Below are 25884 nucleotides of genomic sequence, written 5' to 3'. Positions count from 1 at the left end.
CAGAGAAGACTCGAACGTACGTGCCCCTGAGATGTGTTGGAAGGGAGGGGAAGTCATGCGTGAACAGATCGCGGCCGCCGATGCCGATGAGTACGAGTCGCCGAAGGTGGAGACCAAGGAAATCATCAGCCGTCAGTGCAACTGATCGCAGCTGAGTCGGGGCGGGGGCGAAACGAAATGTCGGATGTTCTGCGCCCCCGCCACGGCTCCCGTCATGAAAAGCTACCGAAGGAGATCTGAATGCTGATCCTCTATGTCGGAGACCTGCACTTCTCGGGCTGGTCGATGCGGGGCCGAATCGCCTTGCAGGAGAAGCGTCTCCCCTTCGAGGAGCGTCGAATCGAGCTGGACTGGCCGACCGCCGAAACGCCGGACGGAGTGCTGATCGTCGGCGACATCCCCGAAGAACGCGAAGCACAGGTTGGCTGCCAGTGCCGGTTCACCGACCTCCAGCTATTCGACACCGAAAAAGTACTCGCCGGGTCGGTGGCGGAACTGCTGCCGCGCGTGCCGATTCTGGTTGACACCAACACGCGTGCCGTCGCTACCGACGTGGTATCGATTGCTGAATACCTCGACGAACTCGCCCCGGAATCGGGGGTGCGTCTGACCGGGGCGACCCTGGCGCAACGCGCAGTCATTCGGTCGGTGTGCGCATGGGCAACACACGATCTCTCGCTGCTCATGAACGGTCCCACCTACGCGAAAGCGATTCGCCCGCAGCAGCTATCGCAACTAGACGCAGAAGCGGTCGAACAAGCCCACTGGGTATGCGACACCGTGTCCGCGCTACTCGACAACAGCGGCGGCCCGTACGCGGTCGGGGAGTTCAGCTTGGCCGATGTCCTGCTGTCGACGTACTTCCAGCAGATCATCGGTTGGCGGATCGAGATTGCCGACAACAACGTCGCCCAGTACGCCCAGCGGCTACTGCGACGGCCTTCTGTGCGTGATCATCTCCACGAGGCAACAGCGGTTTATCGCGCGATCGACGAGGCCGAGGCAGGCAGCCCACAGTGGATCTTGCGCCACTACCGCTACAACCGCGAACTGAAACTGTTGCACGACTGGCAAACCGACAGGTGCGTACGTGTGAGCAACGCGACCGCAGAGCGAGTCATCGATCTCGCCTACGACGGCCAGGACATGGAGGCAATTGCTGCCATCGTGGCCGCGGAATACCAGGCGCCACTGGCCCAAGTCAGAGCCGATGTCCGTGGACTGCTCGACCAACTGACTCCACTTTCCGCGAGCAGGGCGGCATGATGACCACAGCGATCGAATCCATCCCCACGACACTACGATACCGGCGCGACTTGGGTCTGCTGTTCGACCCGCACTCCGGCACCTTCCATCGACTGCGCAACAAGGTCGCCAAAGACATGGTGGCGCAAATCTTTTCCGGTGCCGACAGAGCGACCGTCATCGGGAACATCAGCCATCGGTACCACGCCGATGCCGATATCGTCGCCACCGACCTCGACGCTCTCGCCACCACGCTCACTACACCCCCGAGTTCGAAGTCCGAACCACAGGGTGGATCAGTGCACGAGATCGACAAGCGGTTCGACACGACCTTGGATTTCCCGTTACGTCTCGAGATCGAGCTGACCGCGGTCTGCAACTGGAACTGCGGCTTCTGCTACAACGTGTGGAAGATCGATCCGACGATGTCGGATCACGACGTACGACGCGCGGTGCGTGAGCTACCCGAGAAACACATCCCCACTAATCTGGCCACCGCGATCCTGGACGAATGCGCCGAGAAGGGCTGCTTCGTCATCCGCTACAGCGGCGGGGAGACACTGCTGCACCCCGACGCCATGGACATCTTCGAACATGGCGGCCGACTCGGCCTGTACCAGGTGATATTCACCAACGGCCACTTCATCACCGCCGAGCGCGCCACCCGCCTCGCAGCCGCGAACGTGCGCTGCGCCCTGGTATCCATCCATGGCGACCGCGACCAGCACAACCTACTCACCGGCCATCCCCGCGCCTACGACAAAGCCATCACCGCGATGCGTCTACTCCAGGATGCGGGCATCAACGTGGTGGCCGAACTAACTCTGGTCAAGGAAAACATCAGCGGCGCACTGGATGTCATCCGCGACGTGCACAGCATCGGCGTCCGAGAGTTCGGCGTCATGCGCTACGTACCGACCGGCCGAAACGACGACCGCTACGGAGTCCCCGTAGAGGTAACCCTGCCGCTGATGAGGGAAATTGACCACCTCACCGCCACAGAATGCCCCGGCATGACGGTGGCGTGGCCCTGCGCCCAGAAACTGTGCACCAGCGACACCGACACACCGCTGCATGCCGATGACCCCACTCTTGCGCTGCGGTTTTCACAGATCGTCGGCCACTGCGAATCCGGGCTGGTATGGGCCAGCGTCAGCTACGACGGACAACTACGCAACTGTCCACACAGCAACGTCTACTTCGGCCGCCTCGCCGAGCATCGCGTCGCCGAGCTGTGGCCGACGCTGACCGAGCACGTCCACGCGGCAGTCACCACCCGCGACACCTGCGCGGGCTGCGCGGTCGCCGAGGCGTGCCGCGGCGGCTGCCATCTGCCGAGCTTCTTCACCCCACGAAAGGTCACAGGACTGGGAATGCCAACGCTGGGCACCGCATCCGTCACCGGAATCAGCGGATAGGATCGCGCGATGGCCGACGCCGCATCCTTCCGCGCAGGGTCCCAGCCGACCCTGTCCATGCAAGAAGCGATCCTTCGTCTCCAGAACTACTGGGCCGGTCACGGTTGCGTGATCGCCCAACCGTTCAACACCGAAGTCGGTGCGGGAACGATGAATCCGGCAACACTGCTCAGCGTGCTGGGCCCCGAACCGTGGAAGGTCGCCTATGTCGAACCCTCGGTCCGGCCCGACGACAGCCGCTACGGCCAGAACCCCAACCGACTGCAAACCCACACCCAATTCCAGGTCATCATCAAACCCGAACCCGGCAACCCGCAAGAGCTCTACCTCGGGTCACTCACCGCGCTCGGCATCGATCTGAATGCCCACGACGTCCGATTCGTCGAAGACAACTGGGCCCAACCCGCCATCGGCGCTTGGGGATTGGGGTGGGAAGTCTGGCTCGACGGCATGGAGATCACCCAGTTCACCTACTTCCAACAAGTCGGCGGCCACACCCTCGACCCCGTCCCCGTCGAGATCACCTACGGCCTCGAACGCATCCTCATGGCCGTGCAAAAGGTCACCCATTTCAAAGACCTGCTCTACGCGCCCGGCGTCACCTACGGCGAATTCCTCGGACAATCCGAATACGAGATGTCGCGCTACTACCTCGACGACGCCGATATCGACGCCACCCGCGAACTGCTCGACATCTACTCCCGCGAAGCCGAACGACTGCTGGAATTACGGTTGCCGATCCCAGCACACACATTCGTGCTCAAAAGCTCCCACGCATTCAATGTCCTCGACGCCCGCGGCGCCATCTCCACCACCGAACGCGCCAAACGGTTCGCAACCATGCGCAATCAATCCCGCGCCGTCGCCGCCCTCTGGACCGAGCTGCGCGCCGAAGCCCAACACCCGCGCGGCCTCTACCAACCCCTCCCACTCGCCACACCCCAAGTCGATCCCGCTGAAATCCCTTCCGGTGGTGGACTTCTGGTGTTCGAGATCGGGACCGAGGAACTGCCACCACACGTCGTCGACGCCACCGCCAGCAGCGTCGAACAAGACCTGACCCGACTGCTCGCCGACACAAACCTTGCCCACGGGCCGATCCGCGTCGATGCCACCCCACGCCGGATCGTCGTGCGCATCGATGACGTCGCCGACCGCGAACCCGACAGTGTCCGAACACAACGCGGCCCCAAAACCAGCGCCGCCTACACAAGCGACGGCACCCCCACACGCGCCTTGGACGGATTCCTCAACGCCCAACAGGCCACCGCAGCAGACCTGACCCGGATCGAAGCAAATGGCATCGAATACGTCGCCATCGAAACCATGCGCACCGGCCACACCGCCGCCGAAATCCTCACCACCGCCCTCTCACAGGCGGTGCTCGGGCGACGGGCGGACAAGAACATGCGCTGGAACGATCCAATCCTCACCTTCAGCCGCCCCATCCGATGGCTGCTGGCCCTGCTCGACACCACAGTGCTTCCCGTCACCGCGGGCGCACTACTCGCCGACCGCACCACCCGCGGCCACCGCCACACTATGCGGCCTGAGATCAGCATCGACCGAGCCGCCGACTACGAGTCGGTGATGCGCCACGAAGGCATCCTCATCGACCGCACCGAACGCCGCGACGCCGTCATCCGGGCAGCAACCGAGCTCGCAAGCGAACATGATGCGGTCATCGACTTCGCCACCGAGAGCGACCTGGTCGACGAAATCACCAACCTCGTGGAAACACCACTCGGCATCCTTGGCCGATTCGACGAGAAGTACCTTCAACTGCCCGAGCAGATCCTGACCACCGTCATGCGCAAACATCAACGCTACCTGCCCGTCCGCGACCACTCCGGTGCCCTGCTGCCGATGTTCGTCACCCTCGCCAACGGCACCTGCGATCCCCAAGTCGTCCGCGACGGCAACGACAGCGTTCTGCGCGCCCGCTTCGAGGACGCAGCGTTCTTCTGGAACACCGATCTCAATACCTCACCAGAGCAATTCCGAGCTCAGCTCACCGAGCTCACCTTCGAACAACGGCTCGGATCCATGGCCGACCGCGCCGATCGGATAGCCGCTATCAGTCGCGACCTCGCGCGACGAATCACCCTGTCCGCCAACGACTCCGCGACGCTCGCACGGGCCGGTGAACTGGTGAAGTTCGACCTCGCAACCCACATGGTCATCGAAATGACCTCCCTCGCCGGAACGATGGCCCGCGAATACGCCACCAAGGCCGACGAACCCGCCGCCGTTGCCCAAGCGCTGTTCGAGTCAGAACTTCCCCGACACCACACCGACCAACTGCCCACGACCCCACCCGGTGCACTGCTGGCAGTCGCCGACCGGTTCGACCTACTCATCGCGATGTTGGCCATCGGAGCCAAACTCACCGGCACATCCGACCCCTACGGACTTCGCCGCGCCGCACTCGGCATCGTCCGAACGCTGCGCGAGCACCCCGAACTCGAAATCCTCACCTACCGAGACGGTCTCAACGCCGCCGCCAACGCCCTGCGGGAGCAAGGGATCACCGTCGACTACACCGCTCTCGACACCGCCGAAGACCTTCTCATCACCCGCTACGAACAACGACTCCGCGACGAAAACACACCCACTGCGGTCATCGACGCCGTCCGGCCCGCCGCAAGCAACCCCCGACGAGCCGACCACTTGCGCGCCGAAATCGACAACGCCCGCAAACACCACGGCCCACAATTCGCCGAACTCGTCGAGGGGCTACAGCGCATCGTCCGGATCCTGCCACCAGACTCGCCCGCCACCTACGATCCAGCCCAGCTCACCGCGCCGGCCGAGCAACAACTGATCAAAGTAATCAACAGCCTTGAAAACACCCGCCAACAACCGCTATCGACCTGGATCGTCACTGCCGCGCCATTAGCCGTAGCCCTCCGGGACTTCTTCGACGACATCCTCGTCATGACAGACAACCCAACACTGCGCGCAGCACGGCTTGGGCTGCTGGCCAGCGTCCTGGAGGCCGCGCCGTCCGGAATCGATTGGAAGGCCACACATTTGATGCGATCCGACCAACCCGGCGGATTGGCTACCGTCTCGGCAACCCGCACGAATTGAAACGGAGACCGATCAGGCCCATTGTCCAAGACACTGCATATGGCAGAAACGGCTCCGCACTAACTCGCCCGGCCGACGAGGCCTAACCGCAATGCCGCGCAGTTAAGGCCGTGAGGCCGTCGGTCAAGTGGGTTTTGTTGTGCGACAGGGTGTGTCGTGAACGCTGGACGGCGGAACCCCGGTAGAGAGGGTTTGTCCTCGCAAGACAACCCTTGAAGCCGAGAGTTCCGCCGTTGGAGCAGTCTGTCATCAACAAGCAAGTAGTGGTAGCCGGAGGCCGGTTCGCGCCGGGGCATTTGGGTGAGTTGACTCGGATCGTGCCGTTCGAGATGGTCGACGCGGCGCTGGAATCGGGGCGGGCGGTGCAGACGCGGTTGCGTGAGTTGCCCTCGCGGGTGGTGGTGTATCTGCTGCTGGCGGGGTGTTTGTTTCCCGATGTCGGCTATCGCGGGGTGTGGGCGAAGCTGTGTTCGGGTTTGGTCGGGCTGCCGGTCGCGGCGCCGGGTTCCTCGGCGCTGGCCCAGGCCCGCCGCCGGGTCGGGGTCGCCCCGCTGCGGGAGTTGTTCGGTCTGCTCGCTGGTCCCGGGGACGGTGCGGAGCGCTGGCGTGGCCTGTTGGTGTGCGCGATCGATGGCACCAGCATGTTCGTGGCCGACACGGACGCGAACCTGGGTGTCTATCACCGCCAGAGCGGCGGCAACGGGGATTCCGGGTATCCGATGCTGCGCCTGCTGACGGTGGTGGCCTGCGGGGCCCGCACCGTCATCGACGCCGTGTTCGGCACCTACGGCATCGGCGAACTCGCCTACGCGTCAACACTGTTCGGATGCCTGCGTGAGGGCATGCTGTTGCTGGCCGACCGCAATTTCGGCTACGCCGAGCCGGTCTCGGCGATCGCCGCCACCAAGGCCGACCTGCTCATCCGCTGCCGCAACAATCTCGCGCTGCCGGCGATCGGGCCTCTGCCCGACGGGTCCTGGCTCACCCCGATGGGCTCGGTGGTGGTGCGGGTGATCGATGCTGAGATCACCGTCACCCCTAAAGGTGGGCCGCGCCGCATCGAGCGCTACCGCCTTGTCACCACTTTGAGCGATCATCGCCGCTTTCCGGCGACCGAACTGGTGCAGCTGTATCACCAGCGGTGGCAGATCGAAACCAGTTACCTGGAACTGAAATCCACCATCCTCGGCGGCCGAGTGCTGCGGGCACGCACCCCCGCCGGGATCACCCAAGAGGTCTACGCACTGCTGTGCACCTACCAGGCACTACGCATCGCCATCGCTGATGCCACGGCGACCGACCCACACGCCACACCCCTGCGCGCCAGCTTCACCATCGCCCTCAACACCGCCCGCGACCAGCTCGTCCACGCAGCCGCAGTGATCACCGACGGCGCGATCGACCTCGTCGGCGACATCGGACGCGCAATCCTGGACGATCTCCTACCCACACGCCGACCCCGGCAAAGCCCCCGCGTCGTCAAACGCGCCATCTCCAAACACCGCGCCAAAGGCACCATCGACCGCACCAACTACCCAAGAATCGACATCACCATCAACCAGCGAAAACCACCGACTTGACATCAAACCCACCCGCCAAACTGCGCGGCATTGGGCCTAACCGACTATCTCGCCAGCAAGTGAAGCCGGGGAGAACTCTCCCGATCGGATACCTGCGAGGAATGCGGTCCATTCCTCGCGTGTGTAGGTGAGCGTGGTCTCGGCAGCGTCGCGCAGGGTGGTGTAGCCATTGATTTCCGCGTAGATGCCCGGAATCCCCAGGGTGGTGCCGTCGGCGGTTGCGTCGCCGGTTGCGATCGTGAGGAACTCGACCCAGGCGTGGGCAGGGACGGCGATAATCGGCCGCAGGGCTTCGTGGCCCCGGTATTTGCTGTCGCGGATGAGTACTTCCTCGCCCTCGAACCGTACCTCGACGCACGCATTGCCGTGATCAGAGAAACTGGCCTTATACCAGCCAGTCGACCCGGATGGTGCAGGTTCGTAAGCGTTCATATCCAGTACTTTACCCACGGGCGTAGTCGTTGATGAGTGCCAGCGAGTCGGCCGAACTCAAGGTCTGTGCCAGCGCGGCTTCAAACGCATATGCGAGCTTGTTGACCTCGTTCTCGTCCTCGATGATGGTTGCCCGCGTCGGTGTCTCGGACCACCCGAGTGTGGGGAGCTGTTGCGGGGCATCGAAGTCCAGTAAATGGAATGTCGATCCGCCCAGCGCAGTGCCTTCGGCTGCGGTAAACGGGATGATCCGGATCTGGATGGTGTCCGGGTGTCCCTCCACGAGTTCGATGAGGTGATCCAGCTGCTCTTGGAGGACGGCGGCGCCTCCTGTTTGCTGGATCAGGGCGGCCTGGCTGAATACGGCGACGAGGCGAAGCGGATCGTCGTCGGTGAGCCGACTCTGCCGCTGCATCCGAACGCTGAGGTGCTGTTCGACTTCGAACGGTCGGATCATGGTGTTGGCGCCGATGATGGTCCGCGCGTATCCCTCGGATTGCAGCAGGCCGGGGATTAGGAGGCAGTTGTAGGCGCGGATGCTGTGGGCGCCGTATTCGAGGCCGTAGAGGCGCTGCATTTCGGGGCGGATCAGCGCGGGATACTTCATCCACCATCCGCGGGTGCTGGTCGCGAACTCGCGGAGGCTGACCAATTCATCCTGCTCGGTCTTGTCGCAACCGTAGGCCGCAGCGAGGGCTCGTAGCTTGTCCTCGTTGGGGATGCGGGTGCCGTTGAAGATCTGCGACCAGTACGGCGTGGAGATGCCGATGGTTGCCTTGACTTCGGCATCATCGAGGCCGGCGTCCGCGCGAAGTCGACTCAATCGGAGTTTGAGCTCCCACTTTGCGACGGTAGGTGACGTCGGCGCCATGGCTGACCCTCTCGTTGATCGGTGCCTCGATGCGGATGAGCGTACTGCAATCCGCCATGCGTCCAATGCTACGCATCATGCCTACAATCATGCAGATATTGACGCAGCAAATGATGCTGCATTATGGTCGACCGTGTCGGCCGTCACCTAGTTGGACCTGCTCGAGCGCGGCGATTCACGGCCGGGATGGGAGTTCCGATGGCAGCGCATGTGATCGATCGGTCGCTGATGACCAGCGACGGCACAACGCATGAGGCGAGATTTGTCAGGCAGGGCCGCCGTACCGGGCAGGGGTCTGTCGGATGAGCGCGCTGGGCGATGTCGACAGGGCGATAGAGCTGTGCGGCTATTACCGGCACGTATGTGGGTTGGACGCGTACCTCCGCGATGGCGTCGGCCCAATCTTTATGCGGGTCGGTGGGGTCGGGGCGGTGAGGATGCCCGCGCCGCTTGGTCAGCGGGTTCATAACAGGCTGGTTGAGCCCGGCCCGGTCGTGATCGAGATCGGTAACGCGTCGCGAGCGTGGTGGACGATGCTCACCGGTGCAGTCGGACATCACCTGTCGGATGTGGCTACCTTCGGGATGCTGACGGCCGTCGAAGCGCAGCTTGCGCAGTACGGGTACGAGATCCGGCTACCGACGCCACGCGATGGCAGGTTCCGGTGGCTGGTGATGCCCAAGGATTCGTATAAGCCACCGCCGGACCACGTGATCGACGCGATCCGGGTGTGCAGGGGCGAACCGTGAGCCCCGATGCCGATCCCGTTGTCTGCCGGACAGTGTGGGCAGGGTTGATGACCGAGCCACCGAATCCGAGAAGACGCCGCACGTCGGGCAGGTCGGTCGGGCTCGATGTCTCACACCGCCTGGTGCAGCCTGCGATGCCGCCTGCGGATCTCGAGACGGCGGATCAATGCGATTGGTATCGGCGGGTTCTGCAGCTTCCAGTGGAGGTGGCGCCGCCGACGAGGCGAATCGTCGTTCACAGGATCGACGGCCTGGTAGATGCGGTGGTGATGCCGTCGCAGCTGGGGGAGAGGGTCGCGACGTGGCTGGCTTTGGACCGGCAGCTCGGTCCGGTGATCGAGCACTGGGACCGGGGGCGTACGACGTTTGTGACCGGTCCGGCTGATGGTTTCGAAAACACGATCTTCGCGACTCTGCTGCGCCTGAACGTCGGTCTCGGTGGCACACGCATCGTGCTGCCCTCACCCGGTGATGGAGGTTCGGGTATCTGGCGGTGGCTGTTTCTGCCGTGCAACGGATTTCGACCTGCGATGCGGATCGTGCTGGACGCGGTGGTGGCGGTGGGTGCGCGATGACGGCACCGACGTTCGGATATCTACAACTGTCGCTGGTCGGCACACACCGGGCCGATGCCGTACGGCACATCGAAGCGTTCGCCGCCCGACACGGGCGAGTGGTGGACAAGATCGCGTGCGAGCCAAGCGCGCCGGTCGAGGTGCTGCGGTCACTGCTCGAAGCGCTGGATCGCCGATCCGGTGGGCGTGCGCTGCGCACGCTGGCCGAACTCGCTCGCCGACAGGGCGCCTCGCTGGACCGGCTACTCGACACTCGGCCAGCGACGACGGTTTTCTGGTCACTGATAGCGGAGTTGGATCGTGCGGGCGGCGGCTACATTCTCACGCCCTCGCCGAGGCACCTGGACGGCCTGGGTTCATCGCGATCGGTTCTGCTGCAGCGGCTCTCGCAGACACATCCCGCGATCACCATTGTGTACACCGACCCCGCACCGGAGCAATTGCCCGAGCCAGCCCCCGGGCAGCTAGACGAGGCCCGCTCGGGGATGGTGTGCCAGTTCCGTGTGGCTGCGCTCGGTTGTGCCGTGGAAGTTGCAGCGCTGAACGTGCACATCGGACTGACTCGGGCCGGGCTCGGCGACATGGTTGATCAGGTCGAGGCATTGCTGCGCGAAATCATCGGCAGCGCAGTTGAATTCGATGCCAAGACGGCGCCGCAGGAGACGAACCAGCTGACGGTCGAGTTGGTGCGTGATCCCGAGACACTCAGGGTGCTGACCCATGAGACACACGACCACGCGCACGAGCTGATCAGCGACGCCATCCACCGGCTGTGCGACCGGCCAGGCGGGGGCCGCGCCACCAGGACCCGATCAGCCACCGGCGGCACGCTTACCTGCTGCGAGCTGCCGCTTAGGTTCCATGACCAGCCCAACGAGCTGCGCCGACCCGACCCATCCGTGCGTGGGAGCGCGTACCCGCCGATCGACGGGCGTGAGAGCTGGTCGGGTCGCAGCGATAGCGACCGGCGATGACCGGGCGAACGTGTGGGCGTACGGCGGTGAGATCTCCGCAGGGTGTGCGGCATATCCGTTACGAATCCGGTGCGCTCATTGTGGACTTTCGGGGCAGTGCCGAGGAGATCGGTTGTGTCGCTGTCGAATTCGCCGCCACCGTCATCGTCGATCGCGCCGATAGCGCAGCTAGGTCACCGCCGAGGTAACGGCTGATGGATATCTCTGCGCGGCTCACCCGTCCAAAACCACACCAGCACAACCTCGTAACTGGAAGCACCGACATGACAATTACAGCACATCAGCAGGGCCACTCGGCCACCGTCGATAACCAACCGCAGACGCCGCCGAAGGCGATCGGGTTCGATGCGTCCTCGATGGATTCGCCGCGTCGCCGGATTGCGATCCAACGCCACGCCGAAAAACTCGGCTACCACTACGTATACACGGTGCGTCCCCCCGAAGGGCACGCCGACCCGGTCGGCTATGCGCTGAACATCGCCATCGGCATTCATGCGGCGGCGATCATTGTCTACGACCTGGAAGTTGTCGGCCACAGTCCGGCGCGAGTGTGCGAGCGGTTTGACCTCGAGACCGTCTGTCCCGAGCAGACGTGGTCACGTGTGAGTCCTCCTCTGGTCGATCAGGTTGCGCACGGGCTCCCCGAACACGAGATGGATCCGGACGAGGCGCACCGGATCTTCCAACAGCACACCGCATGTCGCGCATCGGAATGCCCACGGAAACAGAGTGCCGTACAGCGCCTCGTGAAGGCCGGAAAGCTCCAGCCGCAGACCATGACTCCACTGGAGCGGGCCATCGCACGCGGTATCGCGATCGAGCCGATCGGGGAAGCGGAAGTGGTGGGTGAGCAAGCGCGAGCGATGCTCGACGCCCTGGACGAACTCGTGGACACCATGCGCGGCCGAGAGCACCAGTAGCCAAGGGGGGCGGCCGTGACCGACGAGGACATTCCGCACCAGCACGTCACCGAATGTGATGGGCTGGGAGCGAGTTGGACACTCGACAAGCACAACATCGAGATCCATGGCATCTATGACACTGCCGGGGACTTGCCGGTGGTGTCGCTCGACGGGCCTTACCCGGATCTGGTGGAGGCACGGGAACGCTGGCCGAAGTTGACCGAGCTGTGGAACGCGGTTCGCCACGATTTCTGGTCGCAGATGACCCTCCACGCCTACGGCCGGACCACCAGGGGCGGACAGTGACCGGCAACTCGGCTGGATCGGGTCCGATCCAGCCACCGCACGCGAGCGGCGGATGGCGGCTCGAAGGCGACGGACACCGCTGGTGGCTGTCCAAACAACCCACCGATGTCGTCGCGAACATCCGGGCCACGACCGCGCGCACGTGCAGCTGGGGATCTACACCCACGAGGGCCGGATGATCCGGGAGGCGTCGGCTGGAAACGATGTCGAGCAAGCCAAGGCCCAGGCCGATGCCTGGCTGCGGGGAGAACAATGACGAATCACCCTCTATCGCAACGCATTCCGGGCATGTTGTATGGCGGCAATGAGCGCCCGGTCGATCTGCAATCGGCCGATCTGATACGGCGGGTCATCGATGGCCTCAAGAATTTGCCTACCGGTGCCGTCGGTGTGGTCTGCCTGGACCTCGATGACGTGTGGACCGAGGAGATGCTCCGCGGTGCCGCCGACAAGTACGGTGTCACGCTCGTCGAGGTCATCGGGTACACGGTCGGCGGGTCGATGTCCTGGTCCGACATCGGTGAGGCGGTGGCCCAAGCCGGTGCCGCTGCGGTTGTGACGCCCGCTCTGGCGCATGTGGACCGACACATCACCCGGGTCTGCTCACTGATCACCGCTGCCGACCATCACATCTGGCCTCGCGGATACCGCTGGCCCGACGATATCGCCGATCACTCTCGCGATCCGCGGTGAACGCGGCCCCACCACAACTTTCGACCTTCACTCTTTCGACAAACTTTGGGAAAGGGAGCTTGATTGTCCGAAACGAAAAAGCTGGCCGAATCCACAAAGCTGAGCTTGACCCTGCCGTGACTGGCTGCCCTGCGCGCGCTCACCCGGACCGCGCGGCCCGCTAGCGAGTTGGCTACCGCCTCCGACCGCCAGCATGGGCAGGTCCTGCGGATACTCGACTGGCTCACTGGTCACGGCTTGGCTGAGGAACAGACCGGGTGGGCACTGGCTGCCATCGGTCAACACACGGTCGAGACCAGCGCGTACAAGCGGCTGACCCGATCGCAGCGCACCCTCGATCCTGGTGACATCAAGGTCGAGGTGCGCGATTGGTTCAACTGTCCCCGAAGGATATGACGTGATCCGACGGGGTAAACCGTCTTGCCCGCGCGTGCTTAACGGGTCGAGGTAGCGGGGCCGACTTGGCTCCAGTCGAAGCCTAGTTCGCCCTTGTCCGCGATCACCTGCTCCCACCAGGACCGATTGTCGACGAACCAGGCGACCGTGTTGGCGATACCCGCGGTGAAGTCATGTACCGGCTGCCAGCCCAGCTGGGAATCGATCTTTTCCGGGTTGATCAGATACCGGCGATCGTGATTCGGCCGGTCCGGGATGTGCTCGATCCGCTCAGCCGGATCGAGACCGAGTTCGGTCACTACCATGCGCGCGATGTCGAGGTTGGTGACCTCGCAGCGGGCGGAGATATCGAAGATCGGCAGCAGGCCGGGGTCGGTGGCCGCTGCAGTTGGAATCGGTTCCAACTCCGCGTGCAGCACGCGGTGTACCGCCGTGCAATGATCGGTCACGTGCAGCCAATCACGGCTCTGCAGGCCGTCGCCGTAGACTGGCACCTTCCGTCCCCGAAGCAGGTTTGTCACTGCCAGCGGGATCAGCTTTTCTGGAAGCTGGTACGGCCCGTAGTTGTTGGCGCAGTGCGTCATCCGGATGTTGAGGTCCGGATAGGTCTGCATATAGGCGCGAACCATCTGATCCCCGGCAGCCTTGGCTGCCGAGTACGGCGTCTTGGCATTGAGCGCGGATCGCTCTGTAAACCACTGATCCCCGGCCGCCAATTCGCCGTACACCTCGATCGTCGACACATGCACGTGCGAGCGAACCGGCACCAGACGGCTGCATTCGGCCATCACCTGCGCGCCGAGCGCATTCGACCGCATGAACGCCGACGGACCCAAAATCGCCCGATCGTTGTGGGACTCCGCAGCGAAATTCACCACGAAGTCCGGCCGGTACCGGTGGTAAAGCGCCTCCATGACCTCGAGATCGGCGATGTCGGCCTTCTCGAACGCGACGCGGTCTATCACCGGGTCCAGGTTTGCCAGATGGCCAGCGAAACCGATGTAGTCCACCGCCACCACCTCGGCGTCCGGCTCCCACTCGACCAGACGGTGCACGTAGTTCGCGCCGATGAAACCCGCGGCGCCGGTCACGAGGTAGACGGCCATGGCGACCGATGCTAGCCGAGATCACCTACAAGGATGCTCGGCACCAGGGCTGCGCTATCGGGGTGCGCCGACCGGCGGCTGGCACGATGGCACACCATTCGTGTCCAGATTCTTGGAGCCGCAATGGTCTCCAGAGGTTTCGGCTGGAGGCAGCAGATGCTGACGTCTGCGGGGCGAAGTTCAGGGCCTCGCAATGGTTTCCGGCATCTTCGGCCGGACGTAGTTGTGTTGTTCGCAGGTGAGGAAGTCGAACTTTCGACCGCCTGCCGCGCCAGGGCTGACGGTACCTCCTTCACTCGGGCCGCGGGCCTAACCTTCATACTGAGCGCAGATCTTGGATAGGCACTAATACAGGGGAAATCGTAATGGCAGGAGTTCGACCCTCGTGTCGTTTCGGGCGGTGCCCGTATTGCTGCCGGTCGGTTTCTCCGAACCGCCTCCCGAAGATGGCGTATGTCGGCAATCCTGATGGCGGATTGTCGCTCATCGGGCTGGCCCAGGTGCGATCCGACCGGCTGTCTGCCACAACCCGTGCCATGCTCAGCGCCTTGCGCGCCCAATATTTGGCCTCTATGGAACGACCTGACGAAGCACTTTCCGAAGTGGCACGTGCCGATGAGTACTTTGTCCAGCGCAGCCCCGCAACCGATGCCCCTTGGCTGTGCTTCTACGACGAGGCCGAGCACCTCGGCAGCACCGGCAAGGGCCTGATCCCGATCGCGCGGATCCGCCACCGAATCGAGTTGGCAGCCTATAGGCTTCGACAAGCCGTCGAACTTCAAGCTGCGGAATTCCCCCGTTCCCAGACGTTCTCGCTCACCGGACTGGCTACCCTGACCATGCAGCTCGGCGACCCGAAAGAAGCAGTCGCCCTCGGAACCCGCGCAGCCACGCAGGCGATCCCATTCGATTCCCATCGCATCCAGAAGGAACTGCAGCGATTGGCCGCTGCTTCGTCTCGTCACCGGCAAATGAGCGACGTCGTGGAACTGTGCGAGGTCATTACCCGCCAATCTGCGGCGAAAGCAGCGCTATGAACGCCACATCGCCATCGGAGGCAATAATGGCGAAGGCTGCCCGACGAGCTGGTCTTGCCTGGGATGAGCCGGAAGTGATCCGCGAGGGATCCCACGCGATTTACCGCGTCGGTGACGTTGTGGCGCGGATCGGGAGACCGGGCAGCTTGGGGGATGCTGAGCGGGAGTTACGAGTGTCGCAGTGGCTCAACAGTTCTGGTATCCCGACCGTGGAGACGGTATCGGAACTGCCTCAACCGATCGTTGTCGACGACCGACCCGTCACCTGGTGGCGTCTCATCCCGGATCATCGGCCCGCCACCCCTGCCGAACTGGGAGCAATGCTGCGAGCACTGCATTCGTTGACACCACCGGCCGATTTTGAGCTGCCGAGTTACGACCCGTTCGGTGACCTTCGTGAACGATTGGCGAAGGCGGGCACGGTGGACGACGATGACCGAAGGTGGCTAGTGACGCGATACGATGAACTACGCCAGCAATATGACAAGCTGCAGGATCCGCTACGGCTCGCGGTGATTCATGGTGATGCCTGGCAAGGCAACGTGGTCGTGCCGCCATCGGGCACTCCCATAGTCCTGGATTTGGACAAGGTGTCGGTTGGCCGGCCGGAATGGGATCTCATTCAACTCGCCGTCGACTACACCGACTTCGCGCGGATTCTCGGCGCTGACTACCTGTCGCTCGTGAACGCTTACGGCGGCCACGACATCACAGATTGGTCGGACTTCAGACTCTTCGCCGATATCCAAGAGCTACGTTGGGTGGGGTTCGCGTTAGAGCGAGCAGCAGCGAGTGAGGGTGCGGCGCAACAAGCGAAGCACCGAATTGCTTGCGTGCGTGGACAAATACCGAAACCGTGGGTATGGAAGGCACTCTGAGCCGGTGGCAGCATCGACGTCCCGGATAGCGGTCTCTGCTGACGCCGAACACGGCTTGACAGTGCAGTGGATCGGGGCACCGGGCCAGGAGTTTCTTCCAGGTACCGGTCCGTGCGGATGCGGTCCAAGCCCACAGGTAGGTCACCGGCGCGGCGCTGAGGCGAGGTCTGGTTAACCGGGCACCGTCAGCACGGTGAACTGAGTTGTGTTGATCCGGTTGTCAGGGTCGCTACGCTCTGTTGCGCCAGCACTCCCATGATGTGAGGCCGGAGTTGAGGCCGAGGCGCATCTACCGGAGAACTGGCCAGCTCCCGCGTTATTCGCCGAATGGCGAATACGAACGCTGCTGGTGCCGAGGACCGCGCTGCTGACCGACGGGTGGCTGCTGGAATTCGCCGATAGCCGAACGGAATTCGATGTCGTCGGTGAAGCGTTCTACAGGCCGAGATCGTCGTAGCCGAACGTCGGATCGATGACCGGGTCGAACTCGTATTCCGGGAAATCTTCGGCGGCGTTGTCATTCTGGTGGCGGTCGCGGAAGGTGCCTTCGGCGTTGGCTTGTTCGGGTGTGAGTTGGGCGCGGCGTTGGTGTTCGGCGTTGAGGTCGGTGAGTTCGTCCTGCAGCCAGGTGGTGGTGTCGACTGCTGTCGTGTCCGCGGATGCGGTGCCTGGTGCGGGTCCGTAGATGATGGCTTCGGTCTCGGCGAGATCGATGCGCTGGCTGATGTCGGTGATGGCTTGGGTGAGTTGGTCGTCGGTGAGCATCTGCACCGGGTCGGCCACATCGAGGGGAATATCGGAGGGTGGCGTCGGTTGCGCGGTGCTGTCGCTGTGCGAGTGGTTGTGTGGTTCGGGTTCGGGGTGATGCTCGGCTGGGTGCATGGCGGGCTCCGGGGAGTGATAGGTGGATTCGTGCAGGAGCGCGTCGATGCGCCAGGCCAAGGCACTGGCGTACTGGTCTGGACGAAGGTTCGCGGTGGGGTCGGGTTGCGCAGCGAGGATGAGTTCGTATGCGGTGGTGAGGAGTTCGTGCGGTGTCCAGTCGGTGCCGGCGGCGCGGTCGATGGCCGCGACCAGGCGCGGCCAGGCGGGGTCGTTGATGACGCGGTTCGCGGTGTCGGCGCCGATGATCTGGTGTAGTTCGGTGGTCCAGTCGGGTGTGAGGTTGTCGGTGCCGGTGTCCTCGGCGGCGATGAGTTCGAGTTCGAGTCGTGACCACAGGGCGGCGGCGGGCATGTCGTCGGGCAATGCCCGTTGTGCGGCGGCGTGGGTCAATCGGGCTTCGATATCGATTCCGGATCGGTTGGCGACGTCGATTTTGTCGGCGAGGATCGGCCACCACGGGTCGGTGAGAATGCGCGGTTCGAGTCGTGTGATCAGCGGCGCCCACTTGTTTGCGGGCAAGTGCAGGTCACCAAGAGCGTCGATGATGCGTGCGTCGAGCAGCTCTTGGTGTTCGCGTTCGCCCACGGTGTAACGGGCGGGTCCGGTCGGGCGCGGATCACGGTCGTCGATGTACAGGGAGGCCCGCCACACGGCCAGATCAGCGAGTAGGTGAGGGTCGGAGTTGATGAACGGTCTTGCCCAGTGCGGTGCCGATGCCGGTGTCCAGGCCTGGACGTCATCACGGATTTGTGTGGCGAGGTCGGTGACGATGCGCGCGCGGGCAGCGAGTTGGGTGGAGTCGAGTTCGGTGCGTAGCCCGCGGGGGATCCCCGATGCCCATGGCAGGGGTGCGTCGGTGGTGGAGTGCGCCCCCGAGGGATCCAGGCGCCAGTCCAATACGGCGGCAACATCATCGGCGGTGTCGAGTTCGCGGGCGTTCGCGGCGGTGCGTAAGGCGGTGATCGGGTCACGCCCGGACAGCGCGATCATCGCCAAATGCTGACGTAACACCGGGTAGGCGGGGCTGTCGGTGAGGCTGGGATGCAGCGCTTCGGCGGCGGTGTCGAGGCGTTCGAGTCCGTCAGGGCCGAGGGCGTTTTCGGCGGCGACACCGATCGCGTCGAGGTAGATATCGAGCGCGTGACCGATCCGCTGGTGCGGATCGAGTGCGTCGCGCAGCATGGTGTGCGCCGATTTTTGTGCGCCGTCGCGCCCGAAAATGCGCAGCAATAGCTCGACAGCGGTGCGCGGAAACACCGCCGGTTCACTCCAAAACGAGCCCTCACTGCCGTCCAACGCGGTCGGTACATAGACGTGGTTGGCGTGGATTCCGCGGGTGAGTGCGACGTAAAGCTGTTGGCGTGACTCGCCTCCGGTGAGCGCGACATGACAGGTGTCGGCGGTGATTCCTTGCGCGGAATCGATCGTTGTCGCGTACCCGAGACGCACATGCGTGGCGACATAGTCGGCGGGAAGCCACACGTTGTGACCGAGTTTGTTGTCCGAACGCAGATGTGCGGCGGTCACACTTCCATCCGCGTGCACGGCGGTGACGGTCCAGGCGTAGCCGTTGCGGACCCAATCATTGTCGCCAAGTCGTAGTCGTCGGTTGTTGCGGCGGGTGCGGATCGTGTCCCCAACTGATGCGCGGAGGCCGTCGGCGAGAACACATTCCGCACCGATCGCTCCGCCGTCGCGGGTGATGCGGTCGGCGCGAGCGCGGGCATTCAGCTCGGTGACGATGTCGTGTGTGGCGGCCAACATGATGGTGTCGCGGCTCGCACGCTGGTCGGTGATCCAGGCGGTGTAGGCGTCATCGTGGGTGGCGCCTTCGTGCCCGGCGTGGATGCGGTCGTTGTCCAGATACCAGCCCAGCGCTGCTGGATCTCCCTCGCGTAGTTGCAAACTGGCCGTGGCTTCGGCGTTGGACGCGAACCGTACGACATGGGTCAGAGTCATGGTGGCTTCGGGTGAGGCGGCGTCCATATCGGTGTCGGCGCCGCCGGCTTCGATTGAAGCGAGTTGATGTGGGTCGCCGATGCAGCGGATGGTGGCGCCGCGGTCGTGCAGGAATCGCAGTAGGCGTAGGCGTTTGAGGTTGCCGATTTTGACGTGCTCGTCGACGATCACCAGGGTGTCGGGGTCGATGTCGAGGATCCATTGCGGTAGTGACGGTGGCTGTTCGCGGTCGAGGGCGGGGTTGTTGCGGCGAGGTGTGTGGCGGTCCAGGACGTCGAGGACCTTGTCGACGGTTTCGACTCGTGCGCCGATCGCTGTGCCCAATTCGGCGGCCGCGGACGCGGTCGGTGCCAACCCGAGGACTCGGCGGCCGCTGGTGTGCCAGGCGTCGGTGAGCACGGCCATCGCGGTGGTCTTGCCCGTTCCCGCTGGCGCGTTGGTGGTGCGCACCCGCAAATGCGAGGTGGCGAAGCCCTTGATCACGCTGATCTGCCCGGCATTCAGCGGGCGTTCGGGATTGCGGGTGTTGTAGCGGTCCACGGCCGCGGTCACGAGATCCGGTGGGAGTTGTCGTGCGCCGGGCTGCAGCGACAGGTCGATCAGTTGTTGTTCGACCGACAGCATCCGTGCCGAGGCGTAGACCTGCGCGCCGGAGGTGGTGTAGACGCTGGTGCCGTCGCGGCGACGCAACAGGTCTGGCACCGTGTGTAATTCGGGTTCGTCGGTCAGATCGGGGTCACCGCGCGCGATCACATGCTCGAGGGAGAGCGTTTCGGCCAGGACTGCTTCGGCGGCCTGTTGCCAGTCCCGGCTGCGTATGTGGCCGCGGAGTTGGCGTTCGATTTCGGCTCGCAGGTTGGTGGCTTGCCAGGTGGAGCGGTGCTCGGAAACCACCTCGATGACCCGCTGCGCGGTCCGGTTGATCCACGCTGTCGTCACTGCGACACGCTTCTGCCGCGCCGGATTCAAGACGGCGACGAGCATCGACGATAGTGCTTCGCGGCCGCCGAGCAGGTCGATCGCTTGGGATCGCCAGGTGCTGCGTTGCTCGGCGAGTGACCGCAATTGGTGTTTGGGCGGTCGGGTTTCCAGGGTGGCTTGCTGGGCGAGGGCATACATTTCGGTGGGGGTCGGTTCGCGGTCGAACCGGTGTTGGAACCGTGCGGCGAGGTCTCCGACGCGTTCTTTGATCGCGGCTTCGCGTCGTGACCATGCGTGGATCAACGGGGTGGGGATGCCGACGATTTCGCGGATCGGGCGCTTGGACGGATCGGTGGTGGGGCGTTCGGCGAACTCGACACCCACCAGGTCTTCGAGGTGGTGTTCCAGGCGGGTGTTGTAGATCTCGGAGACGGTGACCACCGCGCGGTAGATCGCGGTCCCGTCGAGGGTGCGCCATTTGCCGTCGTGGGTGCGGACTCGGTTGGCGATGAGCACGTGGGTGTGCAGGTCCGGGTCCCCGGCGCGGCTGTCGCGGTGCGTGAAACACGCGGCCACGATGCCCTCCACATCGACCTGGCGCACGCCATTGCGACCCAACCGCGTGAACACCGCATGCTCTTCGAGCCAGCCGAGGGCGTCGCGCACCGCACGCTGGTGCGCGAGCTCGACCTTCTCCGCGACCGTCCGTGGCGCGAGCGCCCACAACGTCGACACCGATTTCACCGGGGAGAAAGTGATGTCGAAACCGGCGACCGCGACGGTGTTCGGGCGCGAGTTTCTCGCCACCCACCCCGACAATTCCCGCTCGTTCAGTGGCGCGCGATCGTACTGCTCGCAGAACATATCGAATGCGACACGGGTCCGAATGTGTGCCCGTTCGTCATCGCTAATGGCGTCGTGAGGGTTGAATCCGTGCTTGATATTGTGTCGTGTGAAAGCGTCTGCGCACCGTTTACGGAATTCGGAAACCTCCGCATAAACCCGAAACGGATTACCTAAACGCGACGCTTGATCGGCAGCCCGCGCGGCGTCTTTATGCGTGGCTCCCTTGCCGATCTCTGCGTCGTAGACGCGGGCTTCGATCACCTCTGCGTTCGGATGACGCCCCAGTCCGAACAGGGATTTCATCTGTTCCTCGGTGACTTCGTCGCCCGGTTGGAGGCCTAGCGTGGCCAGGCCCGTGCCGTGCCAGCGGCCCGGAGTTTCCCCGTGAGCGGAGTAATAGTCGGCGAGGCTGGAACGGCCACGGGCCGAGACATCATTCGCGGCGACATTGCGCAGATAATATTGATACCCATTGCCTGCCGCGACTTTATGAATCGTCGCGGTCATATATCCATCAAGCACCCGACAGGCCATTTACGCCAGGGGTTGGATTTGACTATTTTTTCGTCAAATCAAGCAAAACCCCTGGTCGTTACCGAATCGCAACGGTGGAGGCCAGCGAGACAGCGCGATCGGGCTCTGCCGCCCCGCCCCTAGCGATGAAGCTTGTCGTATCAACTATCCCTGAGTCGGCGCAAGCGCGTCGCCGAAACCACTCCGGATCGTCCACCTGGGAGACCGTCAGGTTGTCGCATTTCCGTCTATAAACGCCGGTGACGCCTCAGATGCAAGAGGTGTGCTTGTGGAAATGAGGGGAGATGGGGTTGTGAGGGTGGAAGTGAGGTGGATGTCGCGTTCGGGGGTAGTTGGCGAAGTTTAGATGTAGTTGGCGAGTGGGTGGCGAAGTTCGGGGATAGGTGGCGAGTGGGAGGTGGGGGTGAGTCTCTCATGGGGTGACGGGTGCAGCATGCCGTACCCCGCTGGGTCGCGGTCGGCTTCGGGTCGATGGTGCGCGCGAGCAGCCTGGATGATGTTGGTGGTGGCGGGGTTCGGACGTTGTTGTCGAATCCGGGCCCGAATGATGTTGGTGTGTCGCAGAATCGGCGGCCGTGACGACAGTGCTGAGGTCGCTGGGTGGCGCGGTGGCCGACCTGGGAGGGTTCGAGCTGGCGTATGTGACCTCGACTGGTGATCAGGTCCGGCTGCCGTTGTCTGATGCGTGGTCGTTGCGGTTGGAATCGGTGTCGCCGGTGCGTAGGTTCGCGGCGTATCGAGGGCAGCGGCATCTGTCGGGGCGGTGGTGGTCAGCTACCGATGAACGGCATGTCGGGTTCGAGTCGTGGCTGGAGCGTGACCACGTGATGGGGCTGGACTTCGATCCAGAGGTTGTCGCGATTGCCTCGCAGCCGTTCTGGTTGTTCTGGCCTGTCGAGGGTGGGGGCCGATATCGTTCGCACGCGCCGGATTACTTCGCGCGTCGTGTGGATGGCTCGGCGGTGGTGATGGACTGCCGTCCGGAGAATCGGCGCAAGCCGCGGGATTTGGCGGCGTTCGAGATGACTCGGCAAGCGTGTGAGTTGATCGGCTGGGAGTACCGGTTGGTGGGCACGCTGGATCCGGTGCTGGTCGCGAACTTGCGGTGGCTGTCGGGCTATCGGCATCGGCGCTACCGGCTCGGCGATGTCGCTGATCGGCTGGGCGTGGTGTTCTGTGAGCCGGTCGGGTTGATGGAAGGCGCGGAGGCCGTGGGTGATCCGATCGCGGTGTTGCCGGTGCTGTTTCACTTGCTCTGGCGTCATGAGTTGACTGCGGATCTGTCTGCGCCGTTGCGGGCAGCGACGATAGTTCGGGTCGGGTCCTGATGGGGCAGTGGCAGCTGGTGCTCCGCCCGGGTGACTGGGTGCACTTCGATGGCGGTGAGCATCAGGTCGTCGCGATCGCGGGGACATCGGTGCGGTTGCGGTCTTCGGGCGGTGACCAGATGGTTGTGCTGGCAACACATTTGATGAGTGCAGCTGACTTCGGGGTTGTCGAGGGCGGAGCGGCACCGCAGATGAGCCCGTTCGGATTGCTGGACGGTTTGCCTGCGGGGGTGCTGGCTGAGGCGAAGGAATGGGAACGTCACATTCTGGAGATCACGACTGGAGTCGCGCCGGGAGCGTCGCCGCGTCTGGAATACGATCCGGCGACGCGGACCCAGGCCGAACGCGACCGCGCGAAGGCTGCTGAGTTGAGTGGTGCGGGCAGACCGGTCGGGGTCCGGACGTTGCAGCGGATGCGGGCACGCTACGTCGAGCACGGTTTGTGGGGGCTGGTCGACCAGCGGGCATTGCGGGAATCCGAAACCACCGGCCGGGTCGATGAGAGAGTGGTCGCCGCGATCCGCGCCGAATTGGATGCGCAGACTGGTGTTTCGACCGGCACGCGATCGCGGCTGATCCGGCGGGTGAGCAAAGCGCTCGAGGACACCTACGGTCCGGGAGTGGTTGCGTTGCCAGGGAAGACCACCTTCTACAAACTGATCGATTCGTTGTCGACGGGGCGGCACAGCTTCGGGTCCGCGATCACGCGCCGTCAAACCGCGAACCGACCCGCTCGGCCGTTCACGCCTACGTTGGCGGCGCGGCCCGGGGAACAGGTGCAGGTCGATTCGACGCCGTTGGACGTGATGGTCGCGTTGGACGACGGAGTGATCGCGCGAGCGGACCTGACCATCGCGGTCGATGTCGCGACCCGCACGATCTGCGCGGCCGTGCTGCGTCCGGTCGGCACCAAGGCAGTCGACGCGGCGCTGCTGTTGGCTCGGATGGTGGTGCCGGAGCCGATGCGTCCGGGTTGGGCTGGTGCGCTGGCGATGTCGGTGTCACGGCTGCCGCACGAACGGCTGGTCGGGATCGATGCCCGCATGGAATTGGCGGCGGCGAAACCGGTGATCATCCCGGACACGATCGTCATCGACGGCGGACGAGTGTTCTTGTCGGAGACCTTCACCCGCGCCTGCGAGCGATTGGGCATATCGGTGCAGCACGCCCGCAAACGCACCCCGACCGACAAGGGCATCGTCGAAGCGACATTCGCCGCGATCAATACCTTGTGGTGTCAGCATCTGCCCGCCTACACCGGTTCGAACCCCTCCCGCCGCGGCGATCGAGTGGAAGCCGATGCGGCCTGGACGATTCCGCAACTACAAGACCTGCTCGATGAATGGCTGATCAGCGGCTGGCAGACCCGCCCACACGAGGGTCTGCGCGATCCGGACTTCCCGCGTCGGGCGCTGTCACCGAATGAGGCATATGCGGCGATGGTCGCAGCGGCGGGGTATCTGCCGATCACCTTGACCGGCACCGACTATCTGGAGTTGTTGCCGATCACCTGGCGGGCGATCAACGACTACGGCATCCGCATCGACTACCGCACTTACGACGCGAGGGGGCTGGAACCGTTTCGTCGCGAGCCGTCGGGTGTCACCGCGAAGAAGGGGCTCTGGGAGGTGCACTACGACCCCTACGACGTGTCGCAGGTGTTCGTTCGCACGCCGACCGGATGGGTCACTGCCGAATGGACACACAAGCCGATGGTGACCGGACCGTTCGCTGATTTCACTTGGCGTGAAGCGCGACGTCGCGCTGCTGAGAAGGGCGGCGACGACACCGACGAGACCGCGATCGCTCGGGCGTTGGAGGAGTTGCTGACTCGCAGCGAGCAGGGACCGGCTGCCGCGGTGGATCGGGCAGCGCGCCGCGCGGTGGCACGCGGACGGGCAGCGGCGATCACTCACCGCCCACCGAAGGTCGAACCCGACCCCAGCGCTGGGCAGGGGGCGGCTGAACAGGTTGAGGCGACGGTGATCCCGTTCGGGATCTTCGATGCTGAAGCAGAAGCGGAGAAGTGGCGATGACTCAGACCCGGAAACCGGGACGGCCCCGCAAGTCCGCCTACACCACACCGAAACCCAATGCCGGGGTTGACGTTCCACCGGACCGCCCGCTGACGACCAAGGAAGGCTGGAGCGCATTCGTCCGGCACAAGCCCGAGGCACCCGCAGTGCTGAGTGCCGAAGCGCTGTTGGGGCTCGCGGCGGATCAGCGCGCCGCCCACGAGGACCGGCTACGCGACTACCACGCGGATCTTCCGCTGGTGAATACACCGACGATCCAGAAGGTCATCTCGACCGGTCGTCTGCTGGCCCAGCTCAACCGGCGTCAGATCTCGGCTCGGCGCGGCATCGTGATCAGTGGCATGTCGGGCACCGGGAAGACGACCGCGCTCACCCAACTCGGTCGCGCCCACGAACTCGCCGCCCGTCGCCGTCATCCTGATGACGGCAATCGGCTGCCGGTCATCTATGTGACGGTTCCACCCGCGGCGACTCCGCGCATGCTCGCCGTCGAGTTCGCTCGTTTCCTTGGTCTGGAATTCCCGGCGAGGGCGAACCTGACCGACGTCACCGACGCGGTCTGCTCGGTCGCTGCCCACACCCACGTCGATCTGGTTCTGGTCGACGAGATTCACAACATCTCCCTGGCCACTCGCTCCGGCGCGGAAGTGTCCGATCAACTCAAGTACTTCGCCGAGCGACTGCCTGCGACGTTCGTCTATGCCGGGGTCGAAGTCGAAGCCCAAGGACTGTTCGCGGGTGCTCGCGGCCGCCAGCTCGCGGGCCGGTTCAGCGTCGTCCCGGCGATCCCATTCGCCTATGGCACCAACGAACAGCGCGGTACTTGGCGCGCCCTGGTCGCCGCATTGGAAAACATGCTGCGACTTCGTGAGCACGTTCCGGGGACGTTGCCCGTGATGGCTGAGCAGCTCTACCGCCGCAGCGGCGGCATGATCGGCAGCCTGTCCCAACTTATCCGCGGCGCAGCCATTCTCGCGATCGAGGACGGCAGCGAGAAGATCACTGCGGAGCTGCTGGATTTGGTGCCGGTCGACTACGCCGCGCAGCGCTCGGTCACCGCCACCCAGGCGCCACCACGCGCTGTCGGCGAACCGTCCGCCATCTGATGGGCATGCTGCCT

At 64.1% G+C, this 25884-nt stretch carries 19 protein-coding genes and 1 pseudogene; 16 read left to right on the top strand and 4 right to left on the bottom strand.

Features of this window, described 5'->3' with window-relative positions; all coding sequences use genetic code 11:
- Nucleotides 1–240: 240 nt before the first annotated feature.
- From ACQPZ2_RS30260 to ACQPZ2_RS30245, 4 genes and pseudogenes are all read left to right on the top strand, one after another.
- Nucleotides 241–1266 carry a glutathione S-transferase family protein gene (locus ACQPZ2_RS30260; protein ID WP_433521574.1) on the top strand — a complete coding sequence of 342 codons (1026 nt, stop codon included), beginning with the start codon at nucleotides 241–243 and terminating at the stop codon, nucleotides 1264–1266.
- A pseudogene (locus ACQPZ2_RS30255) lies at nucleotides 1263–2576 on the top strand (radical SAM/SPASM domain-containing protein); the annotation flags it as partial. The gene ACQPZ2_RS30260 and the pseudogene ACQPZ2_RS30255, both read left to right, overlap by 4 nt.
- Before the next feature lie 96 nt (nucleotides 2577–2672).
- Entirely contained in the window at nucleotides 2673–5756 is a 3084-nt protein-coding gene (locus tag ACQPZ2_RS30250; protein WP_433521573.1) for a glycine--tRNA ligase, read from the top strand.
- Between the two features lie 233 nt (nucleotides 5757–5989).
- A complete protein-coding gene (locus ACQPZ2_RS30245) occupies nucleotides 5990–7336 on the top strand; it encodes an IS4 family transposase (RefSeq protein ID WP_433521572.1) in 1347 nt (448 codons plus the stop codon).
- 36 nt (nucleotides 7337–7372) lie between these two features.
- Here the strand turns inward: ACQPZ2_RS30245 and ACQPZ2_RS30240 are convergent, their stop codons facing one another.
- Together ACQPZ2_RS30240 and ACQPZ2_RS30235 are read right to left on the bottom strand one after the other, a co-directional pair.
- Entirely contained in the window at nucleotides 7373–7768 is a 396-nt protein-coding gene (locus ACQPZ2_RS30240; protein ID WP_433521571.1) for a DUF397 domain-containing protein, read from the bottom strand.
- Nucleotides 7769–7778: 10 nt separating this feature from the next.
- Nucleotides 7779–8591, bottom strand: coding sequence for a helix-turn-helix domain-containing protein (locus tag ACQPZ2_RS30235; RefSeq protein WP_433521570.1), 813 nt, complete (start codon nucleotides 8589–8591; stop codon nucleotides 7779–7781).
- Nucleotides 8592–8941: 350 nt separating this feature from the next.
- Here ACQPZ2_RS30235 and ACQPZ2_RS30230 point away from each other — a divergent pair, with 350 nt between their 5' ends.
- The 7 genes from ACQPZ2_RS30230 (at nucleotide 8942) to ACQPZ2_RS30200 (ending at nucleotide 12838) form a co-directional block, all read left to right on the top strand.
- The gene (locus ACQPZ2_RS30230; protein ID WP_433521569.1) at nucleotides 8942–9388 is read left to right on the top strand and encodes a hypothetical protein; all 447 of its coding nucleotides are present in this window, start codon (nucleotides 8942–8944) and stop codon (nucleotides 9386–9388) included.
- A gap of 269 nt (nucleotides 9389–9657) precedes the next feature.
- Nucleotides 9658–9963, top strand: a complete 306-nt coding sequence (locus ACQPZ2_RS30225; protein ID WP_433521568.1) for a hypothetical protein — start codon at nucleotides 9658–9660, stop codon at nucleotides 9961–9963.
- Nucleotides 9960–10937, top strand: coding sequence for a hypothetical protein (locus ACQPZ2_RS30220; RefSeq protein ID WP_433521567.1), 978 nt, complete (start codon nucleotides 9960–9962; stop codon nucleotides 10935–10937). The genes ACQPZ2_RS30225 and ACQPZ2_RS30220 overlap by 4 nt, the downstream gene beginning before the upstream one ends.
- A 263-nt stretch (nucleotides 10938–11200) precedes the next feature.
- Nucleotides 11201–11857 (top strand): hypothetical protein, encoded by a 657-nt coding sequence (locus ACQPZ2_RS30215; protein ID WP_433521566.1) that lies wholly within the window; start codon nucleotides 11201–11203, stop codon nucleotides 11855–11857.
- Between the two features lie 15 nt (nucleotides 11858–11872).
- Entirely contained in the window at nucleotides 11873–12145 is a 273-nt protein-coding gene (locus ACQPZ2_RS30210) for a hypothetical protein (protein WP_433521565.1), read from the top strand.
- 82 nt (nucleotides 12146–12227) lie between these two features.
- A complete protein-coding gene (locus ACQPZ2_RS30205; protein WP_433521564.1) occupies nucleotides 12228–12401 on the top strand; it encodes a hypothetical protein in 174 nt (57 codons plus the stop codon).
- Nucleotides 12398–12838: a hypothetical protein gene (locus ACQPZ2_RS30200; RefSeq protein ID WP_433521563.1), complete on the top strand. Its 441-nt coding sequence runs from the start codon at nucleotides 12398–12400 to the stop codon at nucleotides 12836–12838. Before ACQPZ2_RS30205 ends, ACQPZ2_RS30200 begins: the two co-directional genes overlap by 4 nt.
- Before the next feature lie 434 nt (nucleotides 12839–13272).
- Here ACQPZ2_RS30200 and ACQPZ2_RS30195 read toward each other — a convergent pair whose 3' ends face one another.
- Nucleotides 13273–14340 carry a dTDP-glucose 4,6-dehydratase gene (locus ACQPZ2_RS30195; protein WP_433521562.1) on the bottom strand — a complete coding sequence of 356 codons (1068 nt, stop codon included), beginning with the start codon at nucleotides 14338–14340 and terminating at the stop codon, nucleotides 13273–13275.
- A gap of 446 nt (nucleotides 14341–14786) precedes the next feature.
- Here ACQPZ2_RS30195 and ACQPZ2_RS30190 point away from each other — a divergent pair, with 446 nt between their 5' ends.
- Together ACQPZ2_RS30190 and ACQPZ2_RS30185 are read left to right on the top strand one after the other, a co-directional pair.
- A complete protein-coding gene (locus ACQPZ2_RS30190; RefSeq protein WP_433521561.1) occupies nucleotides 14787–15377 on the top strand; it encodes a hypothetical protein in 591 nt (196 codons plus the stop codon).
- Between the two features lie 26 nt (nucleotides 15378–15403).
- Entirely contained in the window at nucleotides 15404–16255 is an 852-nt protein-coding gene (locus ACQPZ2_RS30185) for a phosphotransferase enzyme family protein (protein ID WP_433521560.1), read from the top strand.
- 435 nt (nucleotides 16256–16690) lie between these two features.
- On the opposite strand, the gene mobF is transcribed toward ACQPZ2_RS30185, so the two are convergent.
- Nucleotides 16691–21373, bottom strand: a complete 4683-nt coding sequence (gene mobF / locus ACQPZ2_RS30180; protein ID WP_433521559.1) for a MobF family relaxase — start codon at nucleotides 21371–21373, stop codon at nucleotides 16691–16693.
- 602 nt (nucleotides 21374–21975) lie between these two features.
- Here mobF and ACQPZ2_RS30175 point away from each other — a divergent pair.
- From ACQPZ2_RS30175 to ACQPZ2_RS30165, 3 genes are read left to right on the top strand one after another with little or no spacing between them, the layout of a single operon-like run.
- The gene (locus ACQPZ2_RS30175) at nucleotides 21976–22728 is read left to right on the top strand and encodes a TnsA-like heteromeric transposase endonuclease subunit (RefSeq protein WP_433521558.1); all 753 of its coding nucleotides are present in this window, start codon (nucleotides 21976–21978) and stop codon (nucleotides 22726–22728) included.
- Nucleotides 22728–24764, top strand: a complete 2037-nt coding sequence (locus ACQPZ2_RS30170; RefSeq protein WP_433521557.1) for an integrase — start codon at nucleotides 22728–22730, stop codon at nucleotides 24762–24764. Before ACQPZ2_RS30175 ends, ACQPZ2_RS30170 begins: the two co-directional genes overlap by 1 nt.
- Nucleotides 24761–25870, top strand: coding sequence for a TniB family NTP-binding protein (locus tag ACQPZ2_RS30165; RefSeq protein ID WP_433521556.1), 1110 nt, complete (start codon nucleotides 24761–24763; stop codon nucleotides 25868–25870). Before ACQPZ2_RS30170 ends, ACQPZ2_RS30165 begins: the two co-directional genes overlap by 4 nt.
- Nucleotides 25871–25884: the final 14 nt, after the last annotated feature.

It is taken from the genome of Nocardia pseudovaccinii (genome assembly GCF_050942345.1).
GTDB lineage: Bacteria > Actinomycetota > Actinomycetes > Mycobacteriales > Mycobacteriaceae > Nocardia > Nocardia pseudovaccinii.
Note: the sequence above shows the minus strand (reverse complement) of the source record. Positions and strands in the feature narration are given on the sequence as shown.